The following is a 23,470-nucleotide window of genomic DNA, read 5'->3' as shown; positions in this document are numbered from 1 at the left end:
GCAGGACCGAAGCGACACAAGGGGCTAGGCGCTGGAGCTGGACAATAGCGGAAGCGTATTTCAGTGAATGACGCGTTATCTAGTTTTGAGAGAACAATTTATTTATTCATTGTCTCTCAATGTTGATGAAACATGAACATCTCAACCTTTCGAGGGGCCGATCATTGTCTGGTGGCGATAGTGAAGAGGACACACCCGTTCCCATACCGAACACGGAAGTTAAGCTCTTCAGCGCCGATGGTAGTTGGGGATTTCCCTTGCGAGAGTAGGACGCTGCCAGGCAATAGGATAAAGAGTAGTGAAGAAGCTACTCTTTTTTTGTTATGTAAAAAAGATGAAGGTAGAATGATATGTTAACCGAAAAGTCCCCCCCTCTCTAAGCAAAGGGTAAGTAGGAGAGGTTCATTTACAAATTTTAAAATTACCCTGTTAGTAAATAACTTTAACCATTTTACACACCCGATAGCTAATGATCATCATCCCGAGTTTTGGGAGGAGCGAGAAGGTCAAGGAATTAAGCGAGCGAAGGTTGGGTTTACGTTCAGCGGGCACATAAAGATTTAACTAATGTGATTCTTTAAAGACAGACACGAACATGTTCAAATTTTCATAGTATTTTAGGGGAAAATAATTCATGTCAAAATATTGTATACAATTCTTAACTTTTGGAAAAACTGGATGATGGAGGTGGAGATCAAATGAATTCCGGAGAAGATCATAGCTTAACAGGGGAATTTTGTGTTATATGTAATAAACAAAAGGAAAAAGGGATCCATCTTTACACCAGTTTTATATGTACAGAATGTGAACAAGAGATGATTCATACGAATACAAACGAACCAAAGTATCAATATTATATAAAAAAGCTAAGAAGAGTGAAAAAAACACAAATATACTCTTAGTTATAAGCTTGGTTTTTCATTAGAAATACCAAGTTTTATTTTTTGTTTTGAAGAATGAATTGATATAATAAGTGAGAATAAGAATAAAAAAGGACGATGAATGTGAACGATTTATACACCCCATTATTTGATGCTTTAGTAGAGCATCATCAGATTCAACCTTTATCATTTCATGTACCTGGACATAAATACGGTACTTTTTTTTATGAAAAGGGCTTTTCCTTCTTTCAGGAAGTACTAAAGCTTGATGTGACAGAATTAACGAATTTAGATGATTTACATGCCCCTGAAGGAGTTATCATGGAAGCCCAACAGTTAGCGGCTACCTTGTATGGAGCTAAGTCTACTTATTTTTTAGTTAATGGTTCATCGGTTGGAAATTTGGCGATGATCCTTTCATGTTGTCAAGAGGCTGATTATGTACTTGTTCAACGAAATTGTCATAAATCCATTATTCATGGGATTCAGTTAGCTGGGGCAATACCTGTATTTTTAGCACCACAATTTGATGATGAATTACATGTCCCATCTTATGTTTCGATAAATACAATTCAGGAAGCAATTGAACAGTATCCTAATGCTAAAGCATTAATTTTGACAAACCCGAATTATTACGGGTTGTCCTATACGAAGCTTAAAGACGTCATTGCCTTAGCACATATCTATAACATTCCAGTACTTGTCGATGAAGCGCATGGAGCTCATTTTATTGCAAGTTCTTTTTTTCCGACTTCAGCGGTGGAATTGGGGGCAGATATTGTTATTCATTCAGTACATAAAACGTTACCGGCATTAACGATGGGATCTTATTTGCATTTTAATAGCAGCTTGATCCATGAAGAAAAAGTAAAACAATACTTAAGAATGCTCCAAACGAGCAGTCCTTCTTACTTAATCATGGCTTCACTTGATTTAGCGAGAGCCTATGTTCAAAAGCTGCAAGGAAAAGAAAAGGAAATACAAAAAGGCATCACATTTATTGTTGAAATGTTTGAGCAACTACATGGTATTCGACTAGTAAAAACGAAAAATGGTGATGCATTACAAGACCCACTAAAGCTTACCATACAATCAACAAATGGATTAACAGGATATGAGCTTCAACAAGTATTTGAAACATCAGCGATTTTTCCTGAGTTAGCTGATCCGTTTAATGTTTTGCTTATTTTACCATTAACGACCGAATGGAAAATACCAGAACATTTAACCAACTTGCAAGAAATTTTAAAGATGATGAATAAGCAGAGTAAGAAGGGGAAAAATCAAATTCCACCAATTTTTTATGAGACACGGCCAGTAAGCCGTTTACCTGTTTCTTATAAAGAATTAAACAAGTATTCGAAAACGTACGTTCCATTTGAACAAGCAATCGGAAAATTAAGTGCGGAAATGATTATCCCATATCCACCAGGAATACCTTTATTAATGAACGGTGAGCGCATTGAAAAAGAACATATTGAACAAATACAAGTACTTGTTGGTATGAAGGCAAAAATACAGGGTGGAGATCGTTTAAAAGATAAATATATTAAGATTTATGGATAAAGGGGATCGTTTATGAAAGGCAAAGGTTTATTTATTACGTTTGAAGGACCGGAAGGAGCAGGAAAAACGACTGTATTATCAAAATTAGTAAAAGAATTAGAAGAAAATGGGATAAATGTTGTTTCAACAAGAGAGCCAGGAGGAATTGTTATTTCTGAAAAGATTCGTCATATTATTTTGAATAAAGAGCATACGATGATGGATCCTAGAACAGAAGCATTATTATATGCCGCGGCAAGGAGACAACATTTAGTGGAAAAAGTGATTCCGGCATTAAATGAGAATAAAATCGTTTTATGTGATCGCTTTATTGATAGTTCTCTTGCCTATCAAGGTTTTGCTCGTGAAATTGGTATTGAGGAAGTGCTTCAAATCAATGAATTTGCCATTAACGGTATGATGCCAGATTTAACATTATACTTAGATATTTTACCAGAAAGGGGTTTGGAGAGAATATCAAAAAATAAAGAGAGAGAAATGAATCGACTTGATTTAGAACATATCGAGTTTCATAAGAAAGTTTATGAGGGATATCAACAAGTAATTAAACGATTTCCAGAGCGTATTCACGTTATTAAGGCTGATCAACCGATTGATCAAGTTTTCGAAAAAGTTAAAGCAGTGCTAAAACCGTATTTACAAAGAATGGTGTAGCTATTAAAAGCTTGATATAATGGGAGATAATAAACAAATGGAATGCCTATTATCTTTATGCTACCATTGTTGTACCGTGTTACAATATAAAGGAGTCTTTCCATATAAAGTTCTATGCATTTCATTGATTTTAAGGTGAGCCATGATGAAAATTAATGAACATTTACGAACTTATATAACAAAACGTGAAATAGGACAAAATGTGCTACCAACAGACTCTCATTCGTTTCAAGAGCTTATCCAAAAACAAGAGTCCAAATTATATTTGGATCAATTGAATCGATTGATGGCGGAACTAGATGAGGCTGGGAGCCGTTTAAGTAAATCGAGAAACTTTCAAGACTTGTCTAAATTTAAAAGTATTGTGAAAAGGTTTATTCGGCAAGCAGTGGATTACGGTATGTCATTGAAAGAATCAAATAGCTGGGATTTTAATGGGAATAAAAGAACTTTTAAAATCATTGAAGAAATTGATCAAAAATTACTTGCGTTAACAGATGATATTCTAGCAAAAGAAAAAGAAGGCGTGGATATATTAGGAAAAATTGGGGAAATAAAAGGGCTGCTGATTAACCTGTACACATAAGTGAGTGATGTAAATGATATCTTGGAAGCAATTAGAGAAGTATCAGCCTAGAGTATTAAAGACTCTACAAAATACAATTCAAAAAAACAGGCTAGCCCATGCCTATTTATTTGAGGGAAAAAGAGGCACTGGAAAAAAGGGTACAGCGTTATTATTAGCAAGAAGCTATTTTTGTGAGAATTTGTTAGATGGTTATCAACCCTGTGAGCAATGTAAAAACTGTAAAAGAATTCGAAGCGGCAATCATCCAGATGTTCATATCGTTGAACCAGATGGGCTTTCGATTAAAAAATGGCAAATTCAAGCTTTACAAGAGGAATTTGCAAAAACAGGTGTTGAATCAAACCGAAAATTGTATATTATTTCCCATTGTGACAAGATGACGGCAAATGCTGCTAACAGTTTATTGAAATTTTTAGAAGAACCAACGAAAGGGACAATGGCTATTTTACTAACAGAACAAATACAACAAATTTTAAGAACGATCTTATCTAGATGTCAAATTCTTTCCTTTCAACCTCTATCCCCAAAAGCTATTCAAGAAGAACTAGAGAAAAAAGGGGTACCAAGTCATATAGCTGCCCTTGCAAGTCATTTAACGAATCATGTTGAGGAAGCTCAACGTTTGTGCGAGGATACTTGGTTTGCGGAAGCTAGAACATTAGTGATAAAATTATATGAAATATTAAATTCTCGTCAAAATAAAGCTTTACTTTATATTCATAACCAGTGGATGCCTTTTTTTGATCATAAAGAAAAACTTGAAAATGGATTAGATTTATTACTCTTTCTATATAAAGATCTTATTTCCATACAAACAGGTCTTGAAAACAATGTGATTTATCGAGATTTATTGTCAATGTTAAAACAACATGCACTTCAATTAAGTCAGCGTGCTGTTTTAAACCATGTTGTGTCCATAATGGAAGCCAAAAAACGGCTAAATGCAAATGTTCATCCACAGCTTTTAATGGAGCAGCTGGTGTTAACATTGCAGGAGGGATAAGCTTGTATGATGTTGTAGGAGTCCGTTTTAAGAAAGCGGGTAAAATATATTATTTTGATCCAAATGGATTTAATATAAATAAAGATGATTGTGTCATTGTCGAAACGATTCGGGGAATCGAATATGGTCAAGTAGTAGTTGGAAAAAAACAGGTTGATGAACATGATGTTGTATTACCGCTAAAAAAAGTGATTCGTGTTGCTGATGAAAAAGATCGAATGATTGTACAGGAAAATCAGGAAGCAGCGAAAGAAGCTTTTGATATTTGTGTAAAAAAGGTTGAAGAGCACGGTCTTGAAATGAAGCTAGTAGATGTTGAATATACGTTTGATCGTAATAAGGTCATCTTTTATTTTACGGCAGATGGGCGTGTCGATTTTCGTGAACTTGTAAAAGATTTAGCAGCGATTTTTAAAACAAGAATTGAGCTCAGACAAATTGGCGTTCGTGATGAAGCGAAAATGCTAGGTGGAATCGGACCATGTGGACGAATGTTGTGCTGTTCAACATTCCTCGGGGATTTTGAGCCTGTCTCCATCAAGATGGCAAAGGATCAAAATTTATCTTTAAATCCGACGAAAATTTCAGGATTATGTGGAAGACTAATGTGTTGTTTGAAGTATGAAAATGATGAATATGAAACGGCAAAAGAGCAGCTTCCTGATATTGGTGAAATGATTGATACGCCGAATGGAAAGGGAAAAGTAGTCGGGTTAAATATTTTGGAACGTGTTTTACAAGTTGAATTAGTTAGTCGAGATCGCGTTGTCGAATATACGTGGGACGAATTAATGAGTGAAGAGGCTGTACAGATGCAATCCACAGATTAGAGGTGGAATCAAGGTGGATAAGAAAGAAATTTTTGAGTCAGTAACAAGCTTGGAAGGACAAATTGGCTCCTTGTACCGTCAGTTAGGAGAGCTAAAGCAGCATATTGGGGAGCTCATTGAGGAAAATCAACATTTAAAAATGGAAAACGAGCATTTACGACGCAGACTATACCCTGATGAAAAAAACGCAAGAAACGAACAAAAAGCAGCGATCAAGAAGGAAAAAAAAGAAGATAAACAGTCATATGTGGATATTGGAGAAGGGTACGACAATTTAGCGAGACTGTATCAAGAAGGCTTTCATATTTGTAATCTCCATTATGGCAGTGTAAGAAAAGATGGTGATTGTTTATTTTGCTTATCTTTTTTAAATAAGAAATAAATCGTATGCTTTTTGGTTTCTTGATTCTTATTTGGGAGTAATATTAAGATTTGGACTAGGCCTTTCCATATGCGGAAGGCTTTTCTTATGGCAAAGGAATGATAAAATTGAACACTGTTTATTACTTGGAGGTTTCAAAGTCACGTCTAGCTCCGGGCGTTAGCGGCGATCAAGACGATCCCCTACATTGTAAGGTTATAATAAGAAAAGGCTGTTTTCTAAAACTTTGTAGTTTTTCGACTGTCCATGAACCGAACAAAGCACGTGGTCGGACAAATTAGTTTGTCCGACAATCGATTTTTGTTCGGTTCAAGTCACGCTGCACGCATGACATAGCAAGCGCATCGCTTGCCTGACAGTCGAAAAGTAATAGTAAAGCAACAATCCTTTAGAAAAGAGCCTAAGAAAAAGAGTATTTTAAGTAGAAAGGAATAAAAGGATGGTTCAGTTACGAAATGACGAAAGGCTTGATTATTTACTAGCTGAGGATTTACGTATTATTCAAAGTCCATCGGTATTTGCCTTTTCATTAGATGCTGTTCTTCTTTCGAAATTTGTTTATTTGCCTATACAAAAAGGGAACATCATTGATTTATGTACGGGAAACGGTGTCATCCCTTTTTTATTAAGTACTCGGACAAAAGGGTTTATTACAGGTGTCGAAATTCAAGAGCGATTATTTGATATGGCAAAGAGAAGCGCACAATATAATCGTTTAGATGACCGGATTCGTTTTATTCATGGTGATATTAAAGATATGCCGAAAAAATTAGGATATGGCAAATTTGACGTTGTCACATGTAATCCTCCATACTTTAAAACACTAGGTAAAGAAATTAACATGAATGAGCACTTTGCTATTGCTAGACATGAAATTTATTGTACGTTGGAGGATGTTGTCCGGGTAAGCAGTCAACTTGTAAGACCTGGCGGAAAAGTCGCATTTGTTCATAGACCTAACCGTTTTGTAGAAATTGTCGAGTTGATGAGACAGTATCGGATTGAACCGAAAAAGATTCGTTTTGTGTATCCGAAGTTAGGGAAAGAGGCAAATACATTATTAATTGAAGGAACAAAAGATGGTAGCCCTGATTTAAAAATACTTCCTCCACTCATTGTTTATAATGAACATAATGAATATACAAAAGAGGTTCGTGAAATCTTGTATGGAACAAAGTAAACATTTCTTTTACGTAGTAGAGTGTTGTGATGGAAGCTATTATGCAGGATACACAAATCATTTAGAACGTCGTCTTCACATGCACAATGAGGGAAAAGGGGCAAAATATACAAGAGCAAGAAGACCTGTTAAATTGATTTTCTATAAATGTTTTGACACGAAACAGGAAGCGATGAAAGCTGAATATTATTTTAAAAAATTATCTAGAAAAAATAAAGAGCGTTATATTATGGGTGGTGAGTAATTGATCATGCAACTGCAAAAAAGTTTTTTTCATCGTGAGGATGAAGGAGTTCTTTATCTTGTTCCAACCCCCATCGGAAATTTAGAAGATATGACCTTTCGTGCTGTTCGCATATTAAAAGAGTGTGATATCATTGCTGCTGAAGATACAAGGCAGACGAAAAAACTTTGCCATTACTTTGAAATCAATACACCGATAATTAGTTACCATGAACATAATAAGGAGCACAGTGGATCTAAAATATTAAAACGATTGCAATCTGGACAAAAAGTAGCACTAGTTAGTGATGCAGGGATGCCTACCATTTCCGACCCAGGGAGTGAATTAGTAAAACAGGTGATTGAGGAAGGGTTTCACGTGATTCCTTTACCAGGTGCTAATGCTGCTTTAACAGCATTAATTGCTTCTGGTATAGATCCAAATCCGTTTTACTTTTATGGATTTTTGAATCGTCAAAAAAAAGAAAAGAAAAAGCAGCTAGAAGTATTAAAGCATCGTTCAGAAACGGTTATTTTATATGAATCTCCACATAGACTGAAAGAAACACTTGAACTGTTGCATGAAATTTTTGGAAACCGATATATCGTTCTTTGTCGTGAATTGACAAAAAAGTACGAGGAATTTATAAGAGGTACGATTTCTGAGTGCATCGCTTGGGTGAATGAACATGAAATGAAAGGGGAATTTTGCATAATTATTGAGGGCAGCAAAGAAAATGATTTAAATCAAAGAGAAAATCATTGGTGGAGTGAGCTGACAATCATTGAACATATAGAAAATTATATGGAAAAAGGCTTTACTTCAAAGGATGCTATCAAACAAGTAGCGAAAGATCGAAATGTTTCAAAACGAGAAATTTATCAAGCCTATCATATAGATAAGGAACAATAGCAGTCCATCAGCCATAGCTAATTGATGATTTTTACGTATATATTCTTTTTAAATAGCTGTTTTCGTAAACTTTGTTGCTTTTCGACTGGCCATGAGCCAAACAAAGCACGTGATCGGACAAATTATATTTGTCCGATCATCGACTTTTGTTCGGTTCACGTCACGCTAGAGCGTGACATAGCAAGCGTATCGCTTTCCTGATAGTCGAAAAGCTATCGTATAGTAAAGCAACAATCTTTTAGAAAAGAGCCTTTTAAATATGAGCTGGGTCTCGGTTAGACCAGCTCATTTATATTTAAAGAGTTTATGGAGAATCTCACAACTTAATGTGAAGGGTAGATGAGAGAGGTTTAGAAATAAAAAAAAGTCCCTATATTTGGGACGTATCCATTCATTCATTTTGCCGTTATTATTTAGTAGTTTCTAAATAATTTTGGATTTCTTTTAAGACTTGTTCAGCACCTTCACGACTTAAAATAATTTTTCCATCAGCAAGCTTTAAATTGTCATCAGATACTTCGCCTGTAACTTGGCAAGTCATATTTGGTTTGTATTTTTTTAAGATGATATGCTCGTCGTCTACATAAATTTCAAGAGCGTCCTTTTCAGCAATTCCTAATGTACGGCGAAGCTCGATCGGAATCACCACTCGACCTAATTCATCGACTTTACGAACAATACCAGTTGATTTCATTTATACATTTCTCCTCTCAAAAAAACTTTTAATATTTATTATTATTTTCGTCATGTTTCGACAAAAATCGCTTTCAATAAATAGAATAACAATATTTCCAATAAACGTCAATCATTTTATATTGAAAACTTTGTAAAAAAGAGGAGAAATTATGAAAGTTTAAGTTTTTCAAAGTAGAAGATGAATGCGTTCGTATTTTTATGTTAAAAATTCACTAAAAAGGAAATAAATGATTATCGATGATATAGCTTTTTTCAAAATGATTAGTTGAGTTTACAGAAAAACATGTCTGATTAACTTCCATATTGTAAATTATCATGTATAATTTCTTGATAAAAAAGACTATGATGGTATCATAGAGTATGTAAAGAAGTTGTTCGAATTAATCGCTCTCGTCCTTTAGGGCGAGAGCTTTTGTGCTATTTTGTTCAAGTAGGGAGGTTATTTTATGGAAAGTCAAAAAAATACATTCTATATTACCACCCCGATTTATTATCCTAGTGGGAAATTACATATTGGACATGCTTATACTACCGTTGCTGGAGATGCAATGGCTAGATATAAGCGGTTACGAGGCTTTGATGTCATGTACTTAACAGGCACTGATGAGCATGGACAAAAAATTCAGAGAAAAGCAGAAGAAAAAGGAGTAACACCGCAACAATATGTCGATGAGATTGTAGCGGGGATTAAAGAATTGTGGAAAAAGCTTGACATTTCGTACGATGATTTCATTCGTACGACAGAAGAGCGGCATAAAAAAGTGGCTGCTAAGATTTTTGATCGATTAGTACAACAAGGCGATATTTATTTAGATGAGTATGAAGGGTGGTATTGTACACCTTGTGAATCATTTTTTACGGAGCGTCAATTAGTAGAAGGAAATTGCCCAGATTGCGGGAGACCGGTAGAGAAAGTAAAAGAAGAATCTTATTTCTTTAAAATGAGTAAGTATGTCGATCGTTTGCTAAAGTTTTATGAAGAAAATCCAGAGTTTATTCAGCCAGAATCTCGTAAAAATGAGATGATCAACAATTTCATTAAACCAGGATTAGAAGATTTGGCCGTATCTCGTACAACATTTGATTGGGGAATTAAAGTACCAGGTGATCCAAAGCATGTCATATATGTTTGGATTGATGCCTTATCGAATTACATTACCGCTTTAGGTTATGGTACTGAAAATGATGAAAAGTTTAATAAATATTGGCCAGCTGATGTACATCTTGTTGGAAAAGAAATCGTTCGCTTCCATACTATTTATTGGCCAATTATGCTTATGGCCCTTGACTTACCTTTACCAAAAAAAGTTTTTGCACACGGTTGGTTGCTCATGAAAGATGGTAAAATGTCAAAATCGAAAGGGAATGTCGTTGACCCTGTAACATTAATTGATCGATACGGTTTAGATGCTTTACGATACTATCTACTTCGAGAAGTACCATTTGGTTCAGATGGAGTATTTACTCCAGAGGGATTCATTGAACGTATTAATTTTGATTTAGCGAATGATTTAGGAAACTTATTAAACCGGACTGTTGCCATGATTCAAAAATATTTTGGCGGAACCGTAACAAAAGATATGATAGAGCCTACAAAATTTGATGAAGAATTAAAAGCTTTTCGTGAAGAGACCATTCAAAAATATGTAGAAGCAATGGAAAATATGGAATTTTCCATTTCATTATCAACTTTGTGGCAATTTATTAGCCGCACTAATAAATATATTGATGAAACACAGCCGTGGATATTAGCTAAAGAAGAAATGAAACGTGGTCAGTTGGCTTCCGTCATGTACCATTTGTCCGAATCACTCCGGCATATTGCTGTATTATTAACACCATTTTTAACTAGAACACCTGAAAAGATTTTTGAACAGCTAGGGATTACGGATGAGTCGTTAAAGGATTGGAATTCTATTCAACCTTTTGGACAATTAGAGACTATTCAAGTGAAAAAAGGAGAGCCAATTTTTCCACGATTAGATATTGAAGTAGAAGTGAAATATATTAAAGAGCAAATGCAAGGAACTGAGAAAAAAGAAGAGAAGCAAGAGGAAGTTAATGAAGCAAAAGAAGAAATTTCGATTGATGATTTTATGAAAGTTGATATGCGAGTAGCAGAGGTTTTACATGCAGAACCCGTGAAAAAAGCTGATCGGTTATTGAAGCTAAAGCTTGATTTAGGGAATAATGAAAAACGCCAAGTCGTATCAGGCATTGCTCAATTTTATAAGCCTGAGGAGCTGATTGGGAAAAAAGTAATATGTGTCACAAACTTAAAGCCTGTCAAATTGCGTGGTGAATTGTCACAAGGAATGATTTTAGCCGGCGAAGAAAATGGAAAATTGTCGCTTGCTACTGTCGATTCAAGTCTACCGAACGGGACAAAAATAAAATAATTTTCTTGAAGGAAAGAGGTGTTTCACGTGAAACAGTAGGTTTACATCTCTTTCCTTTTTGTCGAAAAAGTGTTTGAGCAACAAAAAGAAAGGATGTCGAATTATGCTTTTTGATACCCATGCCCATTTAAATGCTGTTCAATATGAACAAGACTTAGAAGAAGTGATCCAAAGAGCAAAAGATGAAGGGGTTTCCCATATTGTTGTCGTAGGATTTGATCGTCCAACAATTAAACGAGCCATGGAGCTGACGGAAAGCTATGATTTTATTTATGCAGCGGTAGGCTGGCATCCGGTTGATGCCATTGATATGACAGATGAAGATTTAGCTTGGATTAAAGAGTTAGCAAGTCATCCGAAAGTAGTAGCATTAGGGGAAATGGGGCTAGATTATTATTGGGATAAATCTCCAAAAGAAGTACAAAAGGAAGTTTTTCGTAAACAAATTGCCTTAGCGAAAGAAGTCAAACTTCCCATCATTATTCATAACCGTGAAGCTACGGCTGACATTCTCGAAATTTTAAAAGAAGAAAACGCTCATGAAGTTGGCGGCATCATGCATTGTTTTTCAGGTAGTTTAGAGGTTGCAAGGCAATGTATGGATATGAACTTCTACATATCTTTTGGTGGACCTGTTACGTTTAAAAATGCTAAAAAGCCAAAAGAGGTGGCAGCTGCCATTCCGTTAGAATATTTGCTCATTGAAACGGATTGCCCTTATTTAACACCACATCCTTTTCGTGGAAAACGAAATGAACCTAGTTATGTTAAGTATGTAGCAGAAAAGATAGCGGAATTAAGAGAACTTACTTTTGAAGAAGTTGCCCACATTACGACTGAAAATGCCAAAAAAATATTCAGCATTTCTCGATAAAATACGCTACCGTAATTTTGAAAAGCTTCACTTGATTTTTGATGATTCAAAAAATTTCTACACGCCTCCTTTTTTTTTGAATAAACTTGTCGAGAACTATTGCTTCCCTTTTTGTTATATTTTAAGGATAATAGAGACTAAAAGTGTGGGAGGGTTGACAGGTTCCTTAGAAGTCTATATAATCTCACGGGAGGAGAAGGAGGCGTTTTTGTGATTGAAAACATGCAAAAACTGTTAAAAAACATGACGAGGAAAAATAAAGTGATCCTCTCCGCTGTTGGTGTATGTCTTTTAGGGACAGGAACTGCATATGGGACATATGAAGCAACAAAAGAAACCGTTACAGTGAATATAAATGGCAAAACAGAAAACATTCGAACACATGCTGATACTATTCAAGATTTATTCAATGATTTAGAATTAGATATTCGAGATGAAGATTACATTTCCCCATCTAAAAATGCAAAAATACAAGACAATATGAAGATTATGTATAAGTCAGCAATTCCTGTTCAACTAACGATTAATGATGAGCGAAGGACCATTTGGACAACAGCTCAAACAGTGGAAGAATTACTTTCAAAAGAAAATATAACGACAAGTGAACATGATGTGATTAAGCCATCATTGAACACTAAAATTACGAAAAATATGAAGCTGAATATTCAAGAAGCCGTACCGATCACTTTAAAGGTTGGAAGCACAGAAAAACAAGTTTGGTCCACTTCGACTACCGTCGCTGACTTTTTAAAAGAGCAAAACATTACACTTAATGAATTAGATAAAGTCGAGCCTGATTTATCGCAAAAGCTAAAGGAAAATGATCAAGTTATGGTAACTAGGGTAGAAAAAGTCACCGATGTAGTGGAAGAGCCAGTAGCATTCCAGGTTGTACAACAAAAGGATAAAAATCTAGAAAAGGGGCAGCAAAAAGTCATTCAAAATGGAGAAAAAGGTATGGTTAAAAAACATTATGAAGTCATATTAGAAAACGGAAAAGAAGTTGCACGTAAATTAATTAAATCTGAGACGGAAAAAGAAAGTGTTGACAAAATTGTTGCCGTGGGAACAAAAGCTCCACAGCAATCGACAACAGTATCACGTGGAACTACATCAACAGCAAAGGAATTTTATGTTGTCGCAACTGCTTATACAGGATCTTGTAATGGTTGTTCTGGCAAAACGTCAACTGGCTTTAATTTAAAAGCAAATCCTGACGCTAAAGTTATAGCTGTTGATCCAAATGTCATTCCACTTGGATCTAAGGTTTATGTTGAAGGTTATGGGTATGCCATTGCCGCTGACACAGGTTCGAAAATAAAAGGAAAACGTATCGATGTTTTCTTCCCTAACGCTTCTTCTGCTTATCGTTGGGGACGAAAACAAGTAAAGGTGAGAGTGTTAAAATAAGTAGCAGAGGGTTGTTTTTACCCTCTGTTTTTTACGTTATAATGAAAAATCATTGGTCTTTTCGTTATAAATAGACGACAAATGTTACAAAAAGGTTTCAGTTTTTGGAGGAAAAAAATGAAAAAAATAAAAGAAGTCATTGTTGTGGAAGGAAAAGATGATACGGTTGCAATTAAAAAAGCGGTTGATGCGGATACGATCGAAACAAATGGATCTGCGATTAGTGAGGCAACAATTGAACAAATTCGCCTTGCTCAAGAAAAAAGAGGAGTGATCATTTTTACAGACCCTGACTTTCCAGGTGAAAAAATTCGTAAAACAATATCTGAAAAGGTACCAGGATGTAAACATGCATTTTTGCAACAAAATGAGGCAAAAGCGAAAAATGGAAAGGGGATAGGCGTCGAGCATGCATCAATACATGCTATTCGAAAAGCGTTAGAGAGCGTAAAAGAAGAGATGGCAGAATTCCCTATTCAAATAGAATATCATGAACTGATTGAGGCTGGATTAATTGGAGGAACACTAGCTAAAAGGCGGAGGGAACGCCTCGGCCAATTATTAAAAATTGGCTACACAAATGGAAAACAGCTGCAAAAACGCTTACGAATGTTTCAAATAACAAGGGCAGCCTTTTACGAAGCATTAGAGGTTATGATACAGGAGGAACATTCTCATGAGTAAAGAGATCGCCACACCAATGAAAACAAAAGAAATCCTTCAGAAATATGGATTTTCATTCAAAAAAAGCTTAGGGCAAAATTTTTTAATTGATGTAAATATTCTTCACCGTATTGTAGAACGTGCGAATATTACAAATGAGACAGGGGTTATTGAAATAGGTCCTGGAATTGGTGCACTGACAGAACAGCTTGCGAAAAAAGCGAAAAAGGTAGTGGCATTTGAAATAGATGGTCGACTTATTCCCATCTTAGATGAAACCCTTGCTCAATATGAAAATGTATGGATCATTCACCAAGATGTATTAAAGGCTGATTTACAAGAAATAGTTCATAAGTATTTTAAAGATTGTAAAGAAATAATGGTTGTTGCAAATTTACCATATTATGTAACGACACCTATTATGATGAAATTGTTGGAAGAAAAGCTTCCGTTGAAAGGGATTGTCGTCATGCTACAAAAAGAAGTGGCTGAAAGAATGTCCGCAAATCCTTCGACAAAAGATTACGGCTCTTTAACAATCGCTGTTCAATATTATACAGATGCGAAAATTGTCATGACTGTACCGAAAACCGTTTTTGTTCCACAGCCAAATGTAGACTCAGCGGTAATTCGTTTACAATTACGAAACAAGCCTCTTATTCAAGTGGAAAATGAATCGTTTTTCTTCCAAGTTGTTCGTGCTAGTTTTGCTCAGAGAAGAAAAACATTACTGAACAATTTGCAGAACAACTTGCCTAACGGAAAGAATAGAAAACAACAAATAATCGAAACTCTAGAAGATGTTGGGATTGACCCGAAGAGGCGTGGGGAATCGTTAACCATTCAAGAGTTTGCTTTATTAAGCAACGCATTATATAAATATTTCCAATAGCAACAGCTGCATTTTAATGCGGCTGTTTTTGATTGAGCTGAATTAGGGATATCGAGGGAACAGATTTCATGGACTTATGCACCTTTTCAAAAACATTTCATACGCTAAAGAAGAAAATATCTTTTTTCCATAAGGTTATTTGAACAGCGGTTTTTAGAAAATTCCCTTTTGTGGAGTGAATCATATGGAAATAAAACTAGGAACCATTGTTGCACGAAAGTCATATAAATGTGATATATTATTTCGAGTTGTGGAAATAAAAAAGGGGAAAAACGGAAATTTAACAGCTATTTTAAGCGGTCAAGAAATGCGCTTAATGGCAGATGCACCATACGAAGATTTAGTTGTTGTAGATAAACAAGAAATTAACAGTAGGGCAAAAATAGAACATGAGAAATTAGAGCAGTCTCTTTTTCTTTTAAAGCAAGACCATCAGTTATCACGTGAAAAACAGGAATATTACTCATCATCCGCTTATAGCTTTCCAGACGAACTTTTTCATATTCCAGGACGTGTGCTCCATATTGATGGAGATTCATTATATTTACAAAAATGTTTAGCTCTTTATGACAAAATTGGTGTTCCGGTTTATGGTGTTTATTGTAAAGAGGATGAAATGCCGGAACGAGTCATGGATCTGCTTGAAAAGTATCGGCCTGATATATTAGTTATTACAGGCCATGATGCCTATTCTAAACATAAAGGGAAAATTTCAGATATTAATGCATACCGCCATTCTAAACACTTTGTGAAAACCGTACGAAATGCTAGAAGGAAGGTTCCGAATTTAGACCAGCTTGTCATTTTTGCTGGTGCTTGCCAGTCGCATTTTGAATCACTCATCCGTGCTGGTGCAAACTTTGCTAGTTCTCCATCCCGAGTGAATATTCATGCATTAGATCCCGTATATATTGTTGCGAAGATTAGCTTTACTCCATTTGTGGAAAGTATCAATGTTTGGGAGGTTTTACGCAATACATTGTCGAGAGAAAAAGGATTAGGCGGAATTGAAACAAGAGGTGTTTTACGTTCCGGAATGCCTTTTAAACAGCATGATGAATCATAATGTATCCGCATTTCAATGAAAAGCGGATTTTTTGTTTTATAAAAAATATTACATAATTTCTCAATTGTTGGTAAGACTATTTGTAAATAAAACGTGTTGTTTGTTGAAAATGTTTTATTGACAATTTTAAATAATTGCTGATATAATTAAAAATTTATTTGACTCTTTTGTGAAACATCTGTATAATAATATCGTGAGGTGGTTGCAATGGCAAAGACACTATCAGATATTAAACAAGCTCTGGACTCCAATCTTGGACGCCGGTTAACGTTAAAGGCAAATGGTGGACGAAGAAAAACCATTGAACGATCTGGCGTGTTGGCAGAAACATATCCTTCTGTATTTGTTATTGAGCTTGATCAGGAAGAAAATTCCTTTGAACGTGTTTCCTATAGTTATGCAGACGTGCTAACTGAAACTGTTCAACTTACATTTTTAGATGATAAAGGTGTAGCTTTGGGCGGGCAGTAGACACTTAGTTTGCTGCTTTTTTATTTGTCTCTTTTACATATTTTATGAAGGATAACTTCAAATGTTATCGTTGAAACTATAAATGCCGCGGTTCACCCGTGAGACTCTTGTTTTATTTCAGGAGGGAATCAGGCGATGGGCAGACGACGTGGAGTGATGTCAGAGAAATTTAAATATGAGCTTGCCAAAGAGCTTGGATTTTATGATACAGTAAAGGAAGAAGGATGGGGAGCTATTCGTGCTAGAGATGCTGGAAATATGGTGAAGCGTGCCATTGAAATTGCCGAGGAACAATTAGCCCGATACGACCAAAACAAGGTTTAACGGAACTTGCGGTGGGCCGAAGCATGAGTGTGCTTCGGCTTTGTCATGTCGTCTACTAAAAATTTAAAACCATTTATTATAAAAAGATAGGACAATTATTTTTGTGGTACAATGTGGTTACATTTGAGTAGAACATAAAGTAGGTGGAAATGTTGCGGATTTTAGAAAAGGCACCAGCTAAGATTAACTTATCTTTAGACGTTTTACATAAACGACCAGATGGGTACCATGAGGTTAAAATGGTAATGACCACTATTGATTTGGCTGATCGCATCGAGTTTAGATCGTTAAGAGAAAATGCTATTCGGATCGTATCTCATAATCGTTTTGTTCCAGATGATCATCGAAACTTAGCATACAAGGCAGCCCAATTGCTTAAAAATCGTTTTAAAATTCAACAAGGGGTAGCTATATCGATCACGAAATCCATTCCTGTTGCAGCGGGACTTGCTGGGGGGAGCAGTGATGCTGCGGCTACATTAAGAGGTTTAAATAAACTTTGGCGTCTCGGTCTTAGCTTAGATGAATTGGCCGAGTTAGGAGCGGAGATCGGTTCTGATGTATCATTTTGTGTTTATGGCGGAACAGCTATCGCAACAGGCCGTGGCGAAAAAATAGAGCAAATCGATGCTCCTCCTCATTGTTGGGTCGTCTTGGCCAAGCCGGATATAGGGGTATCGACAGCCGATGTTTACAAAAATTTAAAATTAGATCATATTGAACATCCAGATGTAGATGGGATGGTTCAAGCGATAAAAGAAAAAAACTACGATAAAATATGCCAAAAGCTTGGGAATGTATTAGAAAGTGTTACTATGAAAATGCATCCAGAAGTAGCGGTCATTAAAGAACAAATGAATAAATTTGGTGCTGATGCTGTGCTTATGAGTGGAAGTGGTCCAACCGTATATGGGCTTATTCAGCATGAATCGAGGCTCCATCGCGTATACAACGGATTGCGAGGCTTTTGTGATCAAGTTTTTGCTGTCCGTTTATTAGGGGAACGGAATGTCCTTGATTAAGGGCGAATATTAAGTTATATTTACCTTAAAATATTCGGTATTTGGAGGTTAGTGTATGAAATTTCGGCGCAGTGGAAGGCTTGTCGATATGACCTATTATTTGCTTAATCATCCACATGCTCTCGTTCCCTTAACTTTTTTTTCCGAACGATATCAATCTGCTAAATCCTCGATTAGTGAGGATTTAGCCATTATTAAACAAACCTTTGAACAACAAGGGATCGGCACATTGCTTACAGTCCCTGGGGCTGCTGGTGGAGTTAAATATATTCCAACAGTACGTGAGGAAGAAGCGAAAGAAACGATTCGGACATTATGTGATACCATTGCAAACCCTGACCGACTTTTACCAGGCGGTTATTTATATTTAACAGACATACTTGGAAACCCGGGATTAATGAAACGAGTTGGGCGTCTGTTTGCTTCTATATTTGCCAATAGAGAAATTGATGTTGTCATGACAGTTGCAACAAAAGGAATTCCGATTGCTTATGCGATAGCAAATTATTTACATGTACCTGTCATCATTGTTAGACGAGATAATAAAGTAACGGAAGGTTCGATGGTTTCCATTAACTATGTGTCTGGGTCATCGAAACGGATACAAACCATGACATTAGCTAAACGAAGTTTGGCAGAAGGCTCGAATGTGCTTATCGTAGATGACTTTATGAAAGCCGGCGGTACAATAAATGGGATGATCAATCTATTGGAGGAATTTCAAGCGAAGGTTGCAGGGATCGGTGTATTAGTAGAATCGGAAAGCATTGATGAACGTCTAGTGGACGAGTATATTTCTCTTGTTAAACTATCAGATGTTGATATAAAAGATCGATGTATTCGTGTTAAAGAAGGAAATTATTTTGATTTTACGATATAAATAAAAAAGGAAGGAAACTTATTTTTATAGGGAGTGTTGGAAAATGAAGGTAGTATCGACGAATAAGGCTCCAGCAGCGATCGGGCCTTACTCTCAAGGAATTATTGTTAATAATTTATTTTTTAGTTCTGGACAGATACCTTTAACACCGGAAGGTACTCTTGTAGAAGGAGATATTACAGCGCAAACTCACCAAGTATTTGCAAACATTCAAGCGCTGTTAGAGGAGGCGGGAGCTTCTTTAAATACGGTTGTAAAAGTAACAGCGTTTTTAAAAGATATGAATGATTTTGCGGAATTTAACGAAGTGTATGGACAGTATTTTAATGATCATAAACCTGCGCGCTCCTGTGTAGAAGTAGCACGTCTTCCAAAAGACGTATTAGTGGAAATCGAAGTTGTAGCATTAGTTAAGTAACTTTTAAACATTTACCACCTTTTTTCATTTTTTAAAAAATTTTTTTTGAAAAAGCAGGAAAACAAAAAATTCCGTTGAATAATCATACTAAAGCTTTTCATATAGGGAAAAGGTGGTGAACAGGATGGAAGTAACTGACGTTAGATTACGCCGCGTTAATACGGAAGGTCGTATGAGAGCGATTGCCTCTATTACATTAGACAATGAGTTTGTTGTGCATGATATTCGTGTAATCGATGGAAACAACGGCCTTTTCGTTGCAATGCCAAGCAAACGAACTCCAGATGGTGAGTTTCGCGACATTGCACACCCTATTAATTCTAATACTCGCGGAAAAATCCAAGATGCAGTTTTAGCAGAATATCACCGCTTAGGTGAGTTGCAAGTTGAATATGAAGAAGCTGGAGCTTCATAAAATATGAGGATCGAAAGAAGCTGTCCCATAAAGTGTCTGACCTTTTTCACAATATATAGCTCATTTAGTTTGATGCCCTATATATTGTGTGTCGGTCTGACGCTTCATTGTGGGACAGCTTCTTTTTTAGGCTCTTTTCGTCATGATTGTTGCTTTAAAAATATAAAATTTCAACTAGGAAATCGGTGATTCGCCGATAATTTAAGGGAAATTTTCGCAATCCTATAACTTTCCTTGAAATAGGAAGTTATTTAAGATAATATTTTTATGGATAAAAAGGGATATTGGAGGCCTTTCAATGAAGAATCGTTATGCGGTAATTTTAGCTGCTGGACAAGGAACGCGAATGAAATCTAAACTTTATAAAGTATTACATCCAGTTTGTGGGAAGCCAATGGTTCAACATGTTGTCGATCAAGTCTCTAAACTAAAGCTTGATAAAATTGTGACAATTGTAGGACATGGCGCAGAAATGGTGAAATCCGAGCTTGGCGATTGTTGTGAGTACGCTTTGCAACAAGAACAGCTTGGGACAGCTCATGCTGTTATGCAAGCAGCTCCTTATTTAGAGAACAAGCAAGGTACGACCATTGTTGTTTGTGGTGATACACCACTTATAACGGCAGAAACTATAGAAGCTTTATTTAAACATCATATTGATATAAATGCGAAAGCTACGATTTTAACGGCAATAGCGGATGACCCGTCTGGATATGGGCGCATAGTTCGTGATGAAAAAGGTCATGTCGCAAAAATTGTTGAACAAAAAGATGCGAATGAAGATGAGTTAAAAATCACTGAAATCAATACGGGGACATATTGTTTTGATAACGCTTACCTATTTAAGGCTTTGAAAAATGTTTCAAACGATAATGCACAAGGGGAATATTACTTACCGGATGTTATTGAAATTTTAAAAGACCAAGGAGAAAGAATTTCGGCTTATCAAACGAATTCTTTTGAAGAAACATTAGGTGTTAATGATCGTGTAGCCCTTTCCAAAGCTGAAGCGATTATGAAAAAACGAATTAATGAACAGCACATGAGAAATGGTGTTACCATTGTAGATCCAGAAAACACTTATATTTCTGCAGATGCTCAAATTGGCCGTGATACGGTTATATACCCAGGAACGATGATTAATGGTAAAGCAGTTATTGGAGAGGATTGTGAAATCGGTCCGAACAGTGAAATTAAAGATTGCCATATTGGAAATCATACGGTTATTCGCCATTCTGTTGCACATGATAGCGAAATTGGCAATCATGTAAACATTGGACCGTTTGCTCATATTCGTCCACAATCAAATATATCTGATCATGTCCGAATCGGGAACTTTGTAGAAGTGAAAAAGTCAAGTATGGGGAATGGAAGTAAAGCATCCCATTTAAGCTATATTGGCGACGCTCGAGTTGGAGCAGATGTAAATATTGGCTGTGGCTCTATTACTGTTAACTATGATGGCAAAAACAAGCACTTAACAAAAATTGAAGACGGAGCATTTATTGGCTGTAACTCCAACTTAATTGCCCCTGTTACAATTGGAAAAGGTGCGTATGTTGCGGCTGGCTCAACGATCACAACAGATGTTCCAGGAGAGGCTTTATCTATTGCTCGTGCACGCCAAGTGAACAAGGAAAATTATGTGAGTAAATTGAAAATGAATCATAATTCCTAATGTGGAGGTCCCTTTAACATGTTAAATCGTTACGCAGATAAAAATTTAAAAATCTTTGCATTAAATTCGAATTACGATCTTTCAAAAGAAATTGCTGATATTGTAGGTGTTGATTTAGGAAAAAGCTCTGTAACGCGCTTTAGCGATGGCGAAATTCAAATAAACATTGAAGAAAGTATTCGCGGCTGTGATGTTTTTGTCATTCAATCAACAAGCGCCCCTGTTAATGAACATTTAATGGAATTATTAATAATGGTTGATGCCTTAAAACGTGCTTCAGCTAAACGGATTAATATTGTTATTCCTTACTATGGCTATGCTCGACAGGACCGTAAAGCACGTGCGCGTGAGCCGATTACAGCAAAACTTGTTGCGAACTTGCTAGAAACTTCAGGAGCAACGCGTGTCATTACATTAGATTTGCATGCTCCACAAATTCAAGGTTTTTTTGATATTTCAATCGATCATTTAATGGGTGTACCGATATTAGCGGACTACTTTTTAAATAAACATTTTAATGATGTAGTCATTGTTTCTCCTGACCACGGTGGGGTAACAAGAGCACGTAAATTGGCAGATCGTTTAAAAGCACCGATTGCTATTATTGATAAACGAAGACCTCGGCCAAATGTTGCAGAGGTTATGAACATCGTGGGAAATATTGAAGGAAAAACAGCAATCTTAATTGACGATATTATTGATACGGCTGGAACGATCACTCTTGCTGCAAATGCATTAGTTGAAAATGGGGCAAAAGAAGTATATGCATGCTGTACTCATCCAGTTTTATCAGGTCCAGCCATTGAACGAATTCAAAATTCTAAGATTAAGGAACTGATTGTAACAAATTCAATTGCACTTCCTGAAGAAAAGAAAATTGAAAAGCTAAAGCAGCTCTCCGTTGCACCGCTTATTGGTGAAGCAATCATTCGAGTGCATGAAGAACAATCTGTTAGTACATTATTTGATTAGGCTGTTTTCATAAACTTTGTTGCTTTTCGACTGTCCATGAACCGAACAATAGCACGTGGTCGGACAAATTACATTTGTCCGACCATCGCCCTTTTGTTTGGTTCACGTCACACTAAAGTGTGACATAGCAAGCGTGTCGCTTGCCTGGACAGTCGAAAAGCTATGGTTGTAAAGCAACAATCTTTTAGAGAAGAGCCTTTGGAAGCTATTTACTTCTAGTTGAATGAAAAGACATGTTTAGACTCACATTTATTTGGGAATCAATGAAATTAAGAAGCTCATTTTGCGTTAAATAGCCTTTGGAAAGGGGATAAACATGTCAGCTTTATTACATGGGAAAGAAAGATCTTCTTTTACAAATTCAACTAGAAGAAAAATACGTGAACAAGACCGAATTCCAGCTATTCTATATGGAAAAGACTTAGAAAGTAAAGCAATCTCAATAGATCGTGTTGAATTTATAAAGTCGCTAAGAGAACAAGGAAGAAATGCTGTTTTTAATATGAAGTTAGATGATGAAGAACATGCTGTCATGGTAAATGAGATTCAAAGAGACCCGTTAAAGGATGATATTATCCACGTAGATTTTTATGCTATTAATATGGAATCAAAAGTGGAAGTAGAAGTAAATGTTCAATTAACAGGACAAGCTCAAGGAATTAAAGATGGTGGTGTTTTACAGCAGCCATTGCACCAAGTAAAGCTGCGGGCAAAACCTGCTGAGATTCCAACAGCTATTGAGGTGGATATTTCGACTCTAGGTGTTAATGAAGCTTTACATGTAAAAGATATTCAAACAAATGGAAAATATGAGATTTTAAATGAACCAGAAGAGGTTATTGTCACTATATTGCCTCCTAAACAAGAAGAAGAGATAAACTCAGGGGAAAAGCAAGAACAAGGGAAACCTGATGCTGTAGAGGAAAGAGAGAACGATTAATACTTAAGCTGCTTCTACGCTAGACGTGACCGATTAAGGTTACGTCTTTTATGCTATGGGATTTGTTATAATAATATTTGACAGTTTAAAATGGATATTGTTCTTATTAACATTTCATTTAAAGGAGAAA

The 23,470-nt window shown here is 36.1% G+C and carries 26 protein-coding genes and 1 rRNA gene; 26 read left to right on the top strand and 1 reads right to left on the bottom strand.

Annotation, left to right across the window (positions count from 1 at the left end):
• Positions 1-167 precede the first annotated feature (167 nt).
• The 11 genes from rrf (at position 168) to rsmI (ending at position 8,220) form a co-directional block, all read left to right on the top strand.
• Positions 168-282 (top strand): 5S ribosomal RNA (gene rrf, locus J2S06_RS12560).
• A 416-nt stretch (positions 283-698) separates the two neighbouring features.
• Complete coding sequence (locus tag J2S06_RS12555) at positions 699-902, top strand: sigma factor G inhibitor Gin (protein ID WP_044894399.1); 204 nt, start codon at positions 699-701, stop codon at positions 900-902.
• Between the two features lie 96 nt (positions 903-998).
• Positions 999-2,447, top strand: a complete 1,449-nt coding sequence (locus tag J2S06_RS12550) for an aminotransferase class I/II-fold pyridoxal phosphate-dependent enzyme (RefSeq protein WP_419152522.1) — start codon at positions 999-1,001, stop codon at positions 2,445-2,447.
• Between the two features lie 12 nt (positions 2,448-2,459).
• The gene (gene tmk / locus J2S06_RS12545; RefSeq protein ID WP_044894401.1) at positions 2,460-3,101 is read left to right on the top strand and encodes a dTMP kinase; all 642 of its coding nucleotides are present in this window, start codon (positions 2,460-2,462) and stop codon (positions 3,099-3,101) included.
• Between the two features lie 145 nt (positions 3,102-3,246).
• The gene (locus J2S06_RS12540; protein WP_044894402.1) at positions 3,247-3,687 is read left to right on the top strand and encodes a YaaR family protein; all 441 of its coding nucleotides are present in this window, start codon (positions 3,247-3,249) and stop codon (positions 3,685-3,687) included.
• Positions 3,688-3,700: 13 nt separating this feature from the next.
• A complete protein-coding gene (holB, locus tag J2S06_RS12535) occupies positions 3,701-4,693 on the top strand; it encodes a DNA polymerase III subunit delta' (protein ID WP_044894403.1) in 993 nt (330 codons plus the stop codon).
• Between the two features lie 2 nt (positions 4,694-4,695).
• Positions 4,696-5,523, top strand: a complete 828-nt coding sequence (locus J2S06_RS12530) for a competence/sporulation regulator complex protein RicT (RefSeq protein ID WP_044894404.1) — start codon at positions 4,696-4,698, stop codon at positions 5,521-5,523.
• Between the two features lie 13 nt (positions 5,524-5,536).
• Positions 5,537-5,905: a DNA replication initiation control protein YabA gene (gene yabA / locus J2S06_RS12525; protein WP_044894405.1), complete on the top strand. Its 369-nt coding sequence runs from the start codon at positions 5,537-5,539 to the stop codon at positions 5,903-5,905.
• Positions 5,906-6,344: 439 nt separating this feature from the next.
• Complete coding sequence (locus J2S06_RS12520) at positions 6,345-7,085, top strand: tRNA1(Val) (adenine(37)-N6)-methyltransferase (RefSeq protein ID WP_044894406.1); 741 nt, start codon at positions 6,345-6,347, stop codon at positions 7,083-7,085.
• Positions 7,072-7,329: a GIY-YIG nuclease family protein gene (locus tag J2S06_RS12515; RefSeq protein WP_044894407.1), complete on the top strand. Its 258-nt coding sequence runs from the start codon at positions 7,072-7,074 to the stop codon at positions 7,327-7,329. Before J2S06_RS12520 ends, J2S06_RS12515 begins: the two co-directional genes overlap by 14 nt.
• A 3-nt stretch (positions 7,330-7,332) precedes the next feature.
• A complete protein-coding gene (rsmI, locus tag J2S06_RS12510) occupies positions 7,333-8,220 on the top strand; it encodes a 16S rRNA (cytidine(1402)-2'-O)-methyltransferase (protein ID WP_044894408.1) in 888 nt (295 codons plus the stop codon).
• A gap of 409 nt (positions 8,221-8,629) precedes the next feature.
• Here rsmI and J2S06_RS12505 read toward each other — a convergent pair whose 3' ends face one another.
• On the bottom strand, positions 8,630-8,914 hold the full coding sequence (locus J2S06_RS12505; protein ID WP_044747315.1) for an AbrB/MazE/SpoVT family DNA-binding domain-containing protein: 285 nt from the start codon (positions 8,912-8,914) through the stop codon (positions 8,630-8,632).
• A gap of 448 nt (positions 8,915-9,362) precedes the next feature.
• On the opposite strand from J2S06_RS12505, the gene metG reads away from it, so the two are divergent.
• The 15 genes from metG (at position 9,363) to J2S06_RS12430 (ending at position 23,340) form a co-directional block, all read left to right on the top strand.
• A complete protein-coding gene (gene metG, locus J2S06_RS12500) occupies positions 9,363-11,315 on the top strand; it encodes a methionine--tRNA ligase (protein WP_419152521.1) in 1,953 nt (650 codons plus the stop codon).
• A 103-nt stretch (positions 11,316-11,418) separates the two neighbouring features.
• Positions 11,419-12,189: a TatD family hydrolase gene (locus tag J2S06_RS12495; protein ID WP_044747317.1), complete on the top strand. Its 771-nt coding sequence runs from the start codon at positions 11,419-11,421 to the stop codon at positions 12,187-12,189.
• Positions 12,190-12,411: 222 nt separating this feature from the next.
• On the top strand, positions 12,412-13,599 hold the full coding sequence (locus tag J2S06_RS12490; protein WP_419152523.1) for a ubiquitin-like domain-containing protein: 1,188 nt from the start codon (positions 12,412-12,414) through the stop codon (positions 13,597-13,599).
• Between the two features lie 117 nt (positions 13,600-13,716).
• Positions 13,717-14,283, top strand: a complete 567-nt coding sequence (gene rnmV / locus J2S06_RS12485) for a ribonuclease M5 (protein ID WP_044747318.1) — start codon at positions 13,717-13,719, stop codon at positions 14,281-14,283.
• The gene (gene rsmA, locus J2S06_RS12480; protein ID WP_044747319.1) at positions 14,276-15,154 is read left to right on the top strand and encodes a 16S rRNA (adenine(1518)-N(6)/adenine(1519)-N(6))-dimethyltransferase RsmA; all 879 of its coding nucleotides are present in this window, start codon (positions 14,276-14,278) and stop codon (positions 15,152-15,154) included. The genes rnmV and rsmA overlap by 8 nt, the downstream gene beginning before the upstream one ends.
• A 184-nt stretch (positions 15,155-15,338) precedes the next feature.
• Positions 15,339-16,220, top strand: a complete 882-nt coding sequence (gene yabG / locus J2S06_RS12475) for a sporulation peptidase YabG (RefSeq protein ID WP_044747320.1) — start codon at positions 15,339-15,341, stop codon at positions 16,218-16,220.
• A gap of 207 nt (positions 16,221-16,427) precedes the next feature.
• Positions 16,428-16,691 carry a biofilm formation stimulator Veg gene (gene veg / locus J2S06_RS12470; RefSeq protein ID WP_044747321.1) on the top strand — a complete coding sequence of 88 codons (264 nt, stop codon included), beginning with the start codon at positions 16,428-16,430 and terminating at the stop codon, positions 16,689-16,691.
• Positions 16,692-16,826: 135 nt separating this feature from the next.
• The gene (locus tag J2S06_RS12465) at positions 16,827-17,015 is read left to right on the top strand and encodes a small, acid-soluble spore protein, alpha/beta type (RefSeq protein WP_419152520.1); all 189 of its coding nucleotides are present in this window, start codon (positions 16,827-16,829) and stop codon (positions 17,013-17,015) included.
• A gap of 152 nt (positions 17,016-17,167) precedes the next feature.
• Positions 17,168-18,037, top strand: a complete 870-nt coding sequence (gene ispE, locus J2S06_RS12460) for a 4-(cytidine 5'-diphospho)-2-C-methyl-D-erythritol kinase (protein WP_419152519.1) — start codon at positions 17,168-17,170, stop codon at positions 18,035-18,037.
• Positions 18,038-18,092: 55 nt separating this feature from the next.
• Complete coding sequence (gene purR, locus J2S06_RS12455) at positions 18,093-18,917, top strand: pur operon repressor (protein WP_044747324.1); 825 nt, start codon at positions 18,093-18,095, stop codon at positions 18,915-18,917.
• A 43-nt stretch (positions 18,918-18,960) separates the two neighbouring features.
• The gene (locus J2S06_RS12450; protein ID WP_044747325.1) at positions 18,961-19,335 is read left to right on the top strand and encodes a RidA family protein; all 375 of its coding nucleotides are present in this window, start codon (positions 18,961-18,963) and stop codon (positions 19,333-19,335) included.
• A gap of 124 nt (positions 19,336-19,459) precedes the next feature.
• Complete coding sequence (gene spoVG / locus J2S06_RS12445) at positions 19,460-19,750, top strand: septation regulator SpoVG (RefSeq protein ID WP_044747326.1); 291 nt, start codon at positions 19,460-19,462, stop codon at positions 19,748-19,750.
• A gap of 298 nt (positions 19,751-20,048) precedes the next feature.
• A complete protein-coding gene (glmU, locus tag J2S06_RS12440; protein ID WP_419152518.1) occupies positions 20,049-21,428 on the top strand; it encodes a bifunctional UDP-N-acetylglucosamine diphosphorylase/glucosamine-1-phosphate N-acetyltransferase GlmU in 1,380 nt (459 codons plus the stop codon).
• A gap of 18 nt (positions 21,429-21,446) precedes the next feature.
• Positions 21,447-22,400: a ribose-phosphate diphosphokinase gene (locus tag J2S06_RS12435; protein WP_419152517.1), complete on the top strand. Its 954-nt coding sequence runs from the start codon at positions 21,447-21,449 to the stop codon at positions 22,398-22,400.
• Positions 22,401-22,716: 316 nt separating this feature from the next.
• Complete coding sequence (locus J2S06_RS12430; RefSeq protein ID WP_419152516.1) at positions 22,717-23,340, top strand: 50S ribosomal protein L25/general stress protein Ctc; 624 nt, start codon at positions 22,717-22,719, stop codon at positions 23,338-23,340.
• The last annotated feature ends 130 nt before the right edge of the window (positions 23,341-23,470 follow it).

Source organism: Bacillus alveayuensis (assembly GCA_030812955.1).
GTDB classification, from domain to species: domain Bacteria; phylum Bacillota; class Bacilli; order Bacillales; family Aeribacillaceae; genus Bacillus_CB; species Bacillus_CB alveayuensis.
The sequence above is the reverse complement of the archived record's forward strand: the minus strand, read 5'-3'. Positions and strand labels throughout refer to the sequence as shown.

Coding starts and splice junctions, on each gene's coding strand:
- J2S06_RS12555 (WP_044894399.1), top strand. CDS start 699: ATGAATTCCGGAGAAGATCATAGCTTAACAGGGGAATTTTGTGTTATA.
- J2S06_RS12550 (WP_419152522.1), top strand. CDS start 999: ATGAATGTGAACGATTTATACACCCCATTATTTGATGCTTTAGTAGAG.
- tmk (WP_044894401.1), top strand. CDS start 2,460: ATGAAAGGCAAAGGTTTATTTATTACGTTTGAAGGACCGGAAGGAGCA.
- J2S06_RS12540 (WP_044894402.1), top strand. CDS start 3,247: ATGAAAATTAATGAACATTTACGAACTTATATAACAAAACGTGAAATA.
- holB (WP_044894403.1), top strand. CDS start 3,701: ATGATATCTTGGAAGCAATTAGAGAAGTATCAGCCTAGAGTATTAAAG.
- J2S06_RS12520 (WP_044894406.1), top strand. CDS start 6,345: ATGGTTCAGTTACGAAATGACGAAAGGCTTGATTATTTACTAGCTGAG.
- J2S06_RS12515 (WP_044894407.1), top strand. CDS start 7,072: ATGGAACAAAGTAAACATTTCTTTTACGTAGTAGAGTGTTGTGATGGA.
- J2S06_RS12505 (WP_044747315.1), bottom strand. CDS start 8,914: ATGAAATCAACTGGTATTGTTCGTAAAGTCGATGAATTAGGTCGAGTG.
- metG (WP_419152521.1), top strand. CDS start 9,363: ATGGAAAGTCAAAAAAATACATTCTATATTACCACCCCGATTTATTAT.
- J2S06_RS12495 (WP_044747317.1), top strand. CDS start 11,419: ATGCTTTTTGATACCCATGCCCATTTAAATGCTGTTCAATATGAACAA.
- J2S06_RS12490 (WP_419152523.1), top strand. CDS start 12,412: ATGCAAAAACTGTTAAAAAACATGACGAGGAAAAATAAAGTGATCCTC.
- rnmV (WP_044747318.1), top strand. CDS start 13,717: ATGAAAAAAATAAAAGAAGTCATTGTTGTGGAAGGAAAAGATGATACG.
- rsmA (WP_044747319.1), top strand. CDS start 14,276: ATGAGTAAAGAGATCGCCACACCAATGAAAACAAAAGAAATCCTTCAG.
- yabG (WP_044747320.1), top strand. CDS start 15,339: ATGGAAATAAAACTAGGAACCATTGTTGCACGAAAGTCATATAAATGT.
- veg (WP_044747321.1), top strand. CDS start 16,428: ATGGCAAAGACACTATCAGATATTAAACAAGCTCTGGACTCCAATCTT.
- J2S06_RS12465 (WP_419152520.1), top strand. CDS start 16,827: ATGGGCAGACGACGTGGAGTGATGTCAGAGAAATTTAAATATGAGCTT.
- purR (WP_044747324.1), top strand. CDS start 18,093: ATGAAATTTCGGCGCAGTGGAAGGCTTGTCGATATGACCTATTATTTG.
- J2S06_RS12450 (WP_044747325.1), top strand. CDS start 18,961: ATGAAGGTAGTATCGACGAATAAGGCTCCAGCAGCGATCGGGCCTTAC.
- spoVG (WP_044747326.1), top strand. CDS start 19,460: ATGGAAGTAACTGACGTTAGATTACGCCGCGTTAATACGGAAGGTCGT.
- glmU (WP_419152518.1), top strand. CDS start 20,049: ATGAAGAATCGTTATGCGGTAATTTTAGCTGCTGGACAAGGAACGCGA.
- J2S06_RS12435 (WP_419152517.1), top strand. CDS start 21,447: ATGTTAAATCGTTACGCAGATAAAAATTTAAAAATCTTTGCATTAAAT.
- J2S06_RS12430 (WP_419152516.1), top strand. CDS start 22,717: ATGTCAGCTTTATTACATGGGAAAGAAAGATCTTCTTTTACAAATTCA.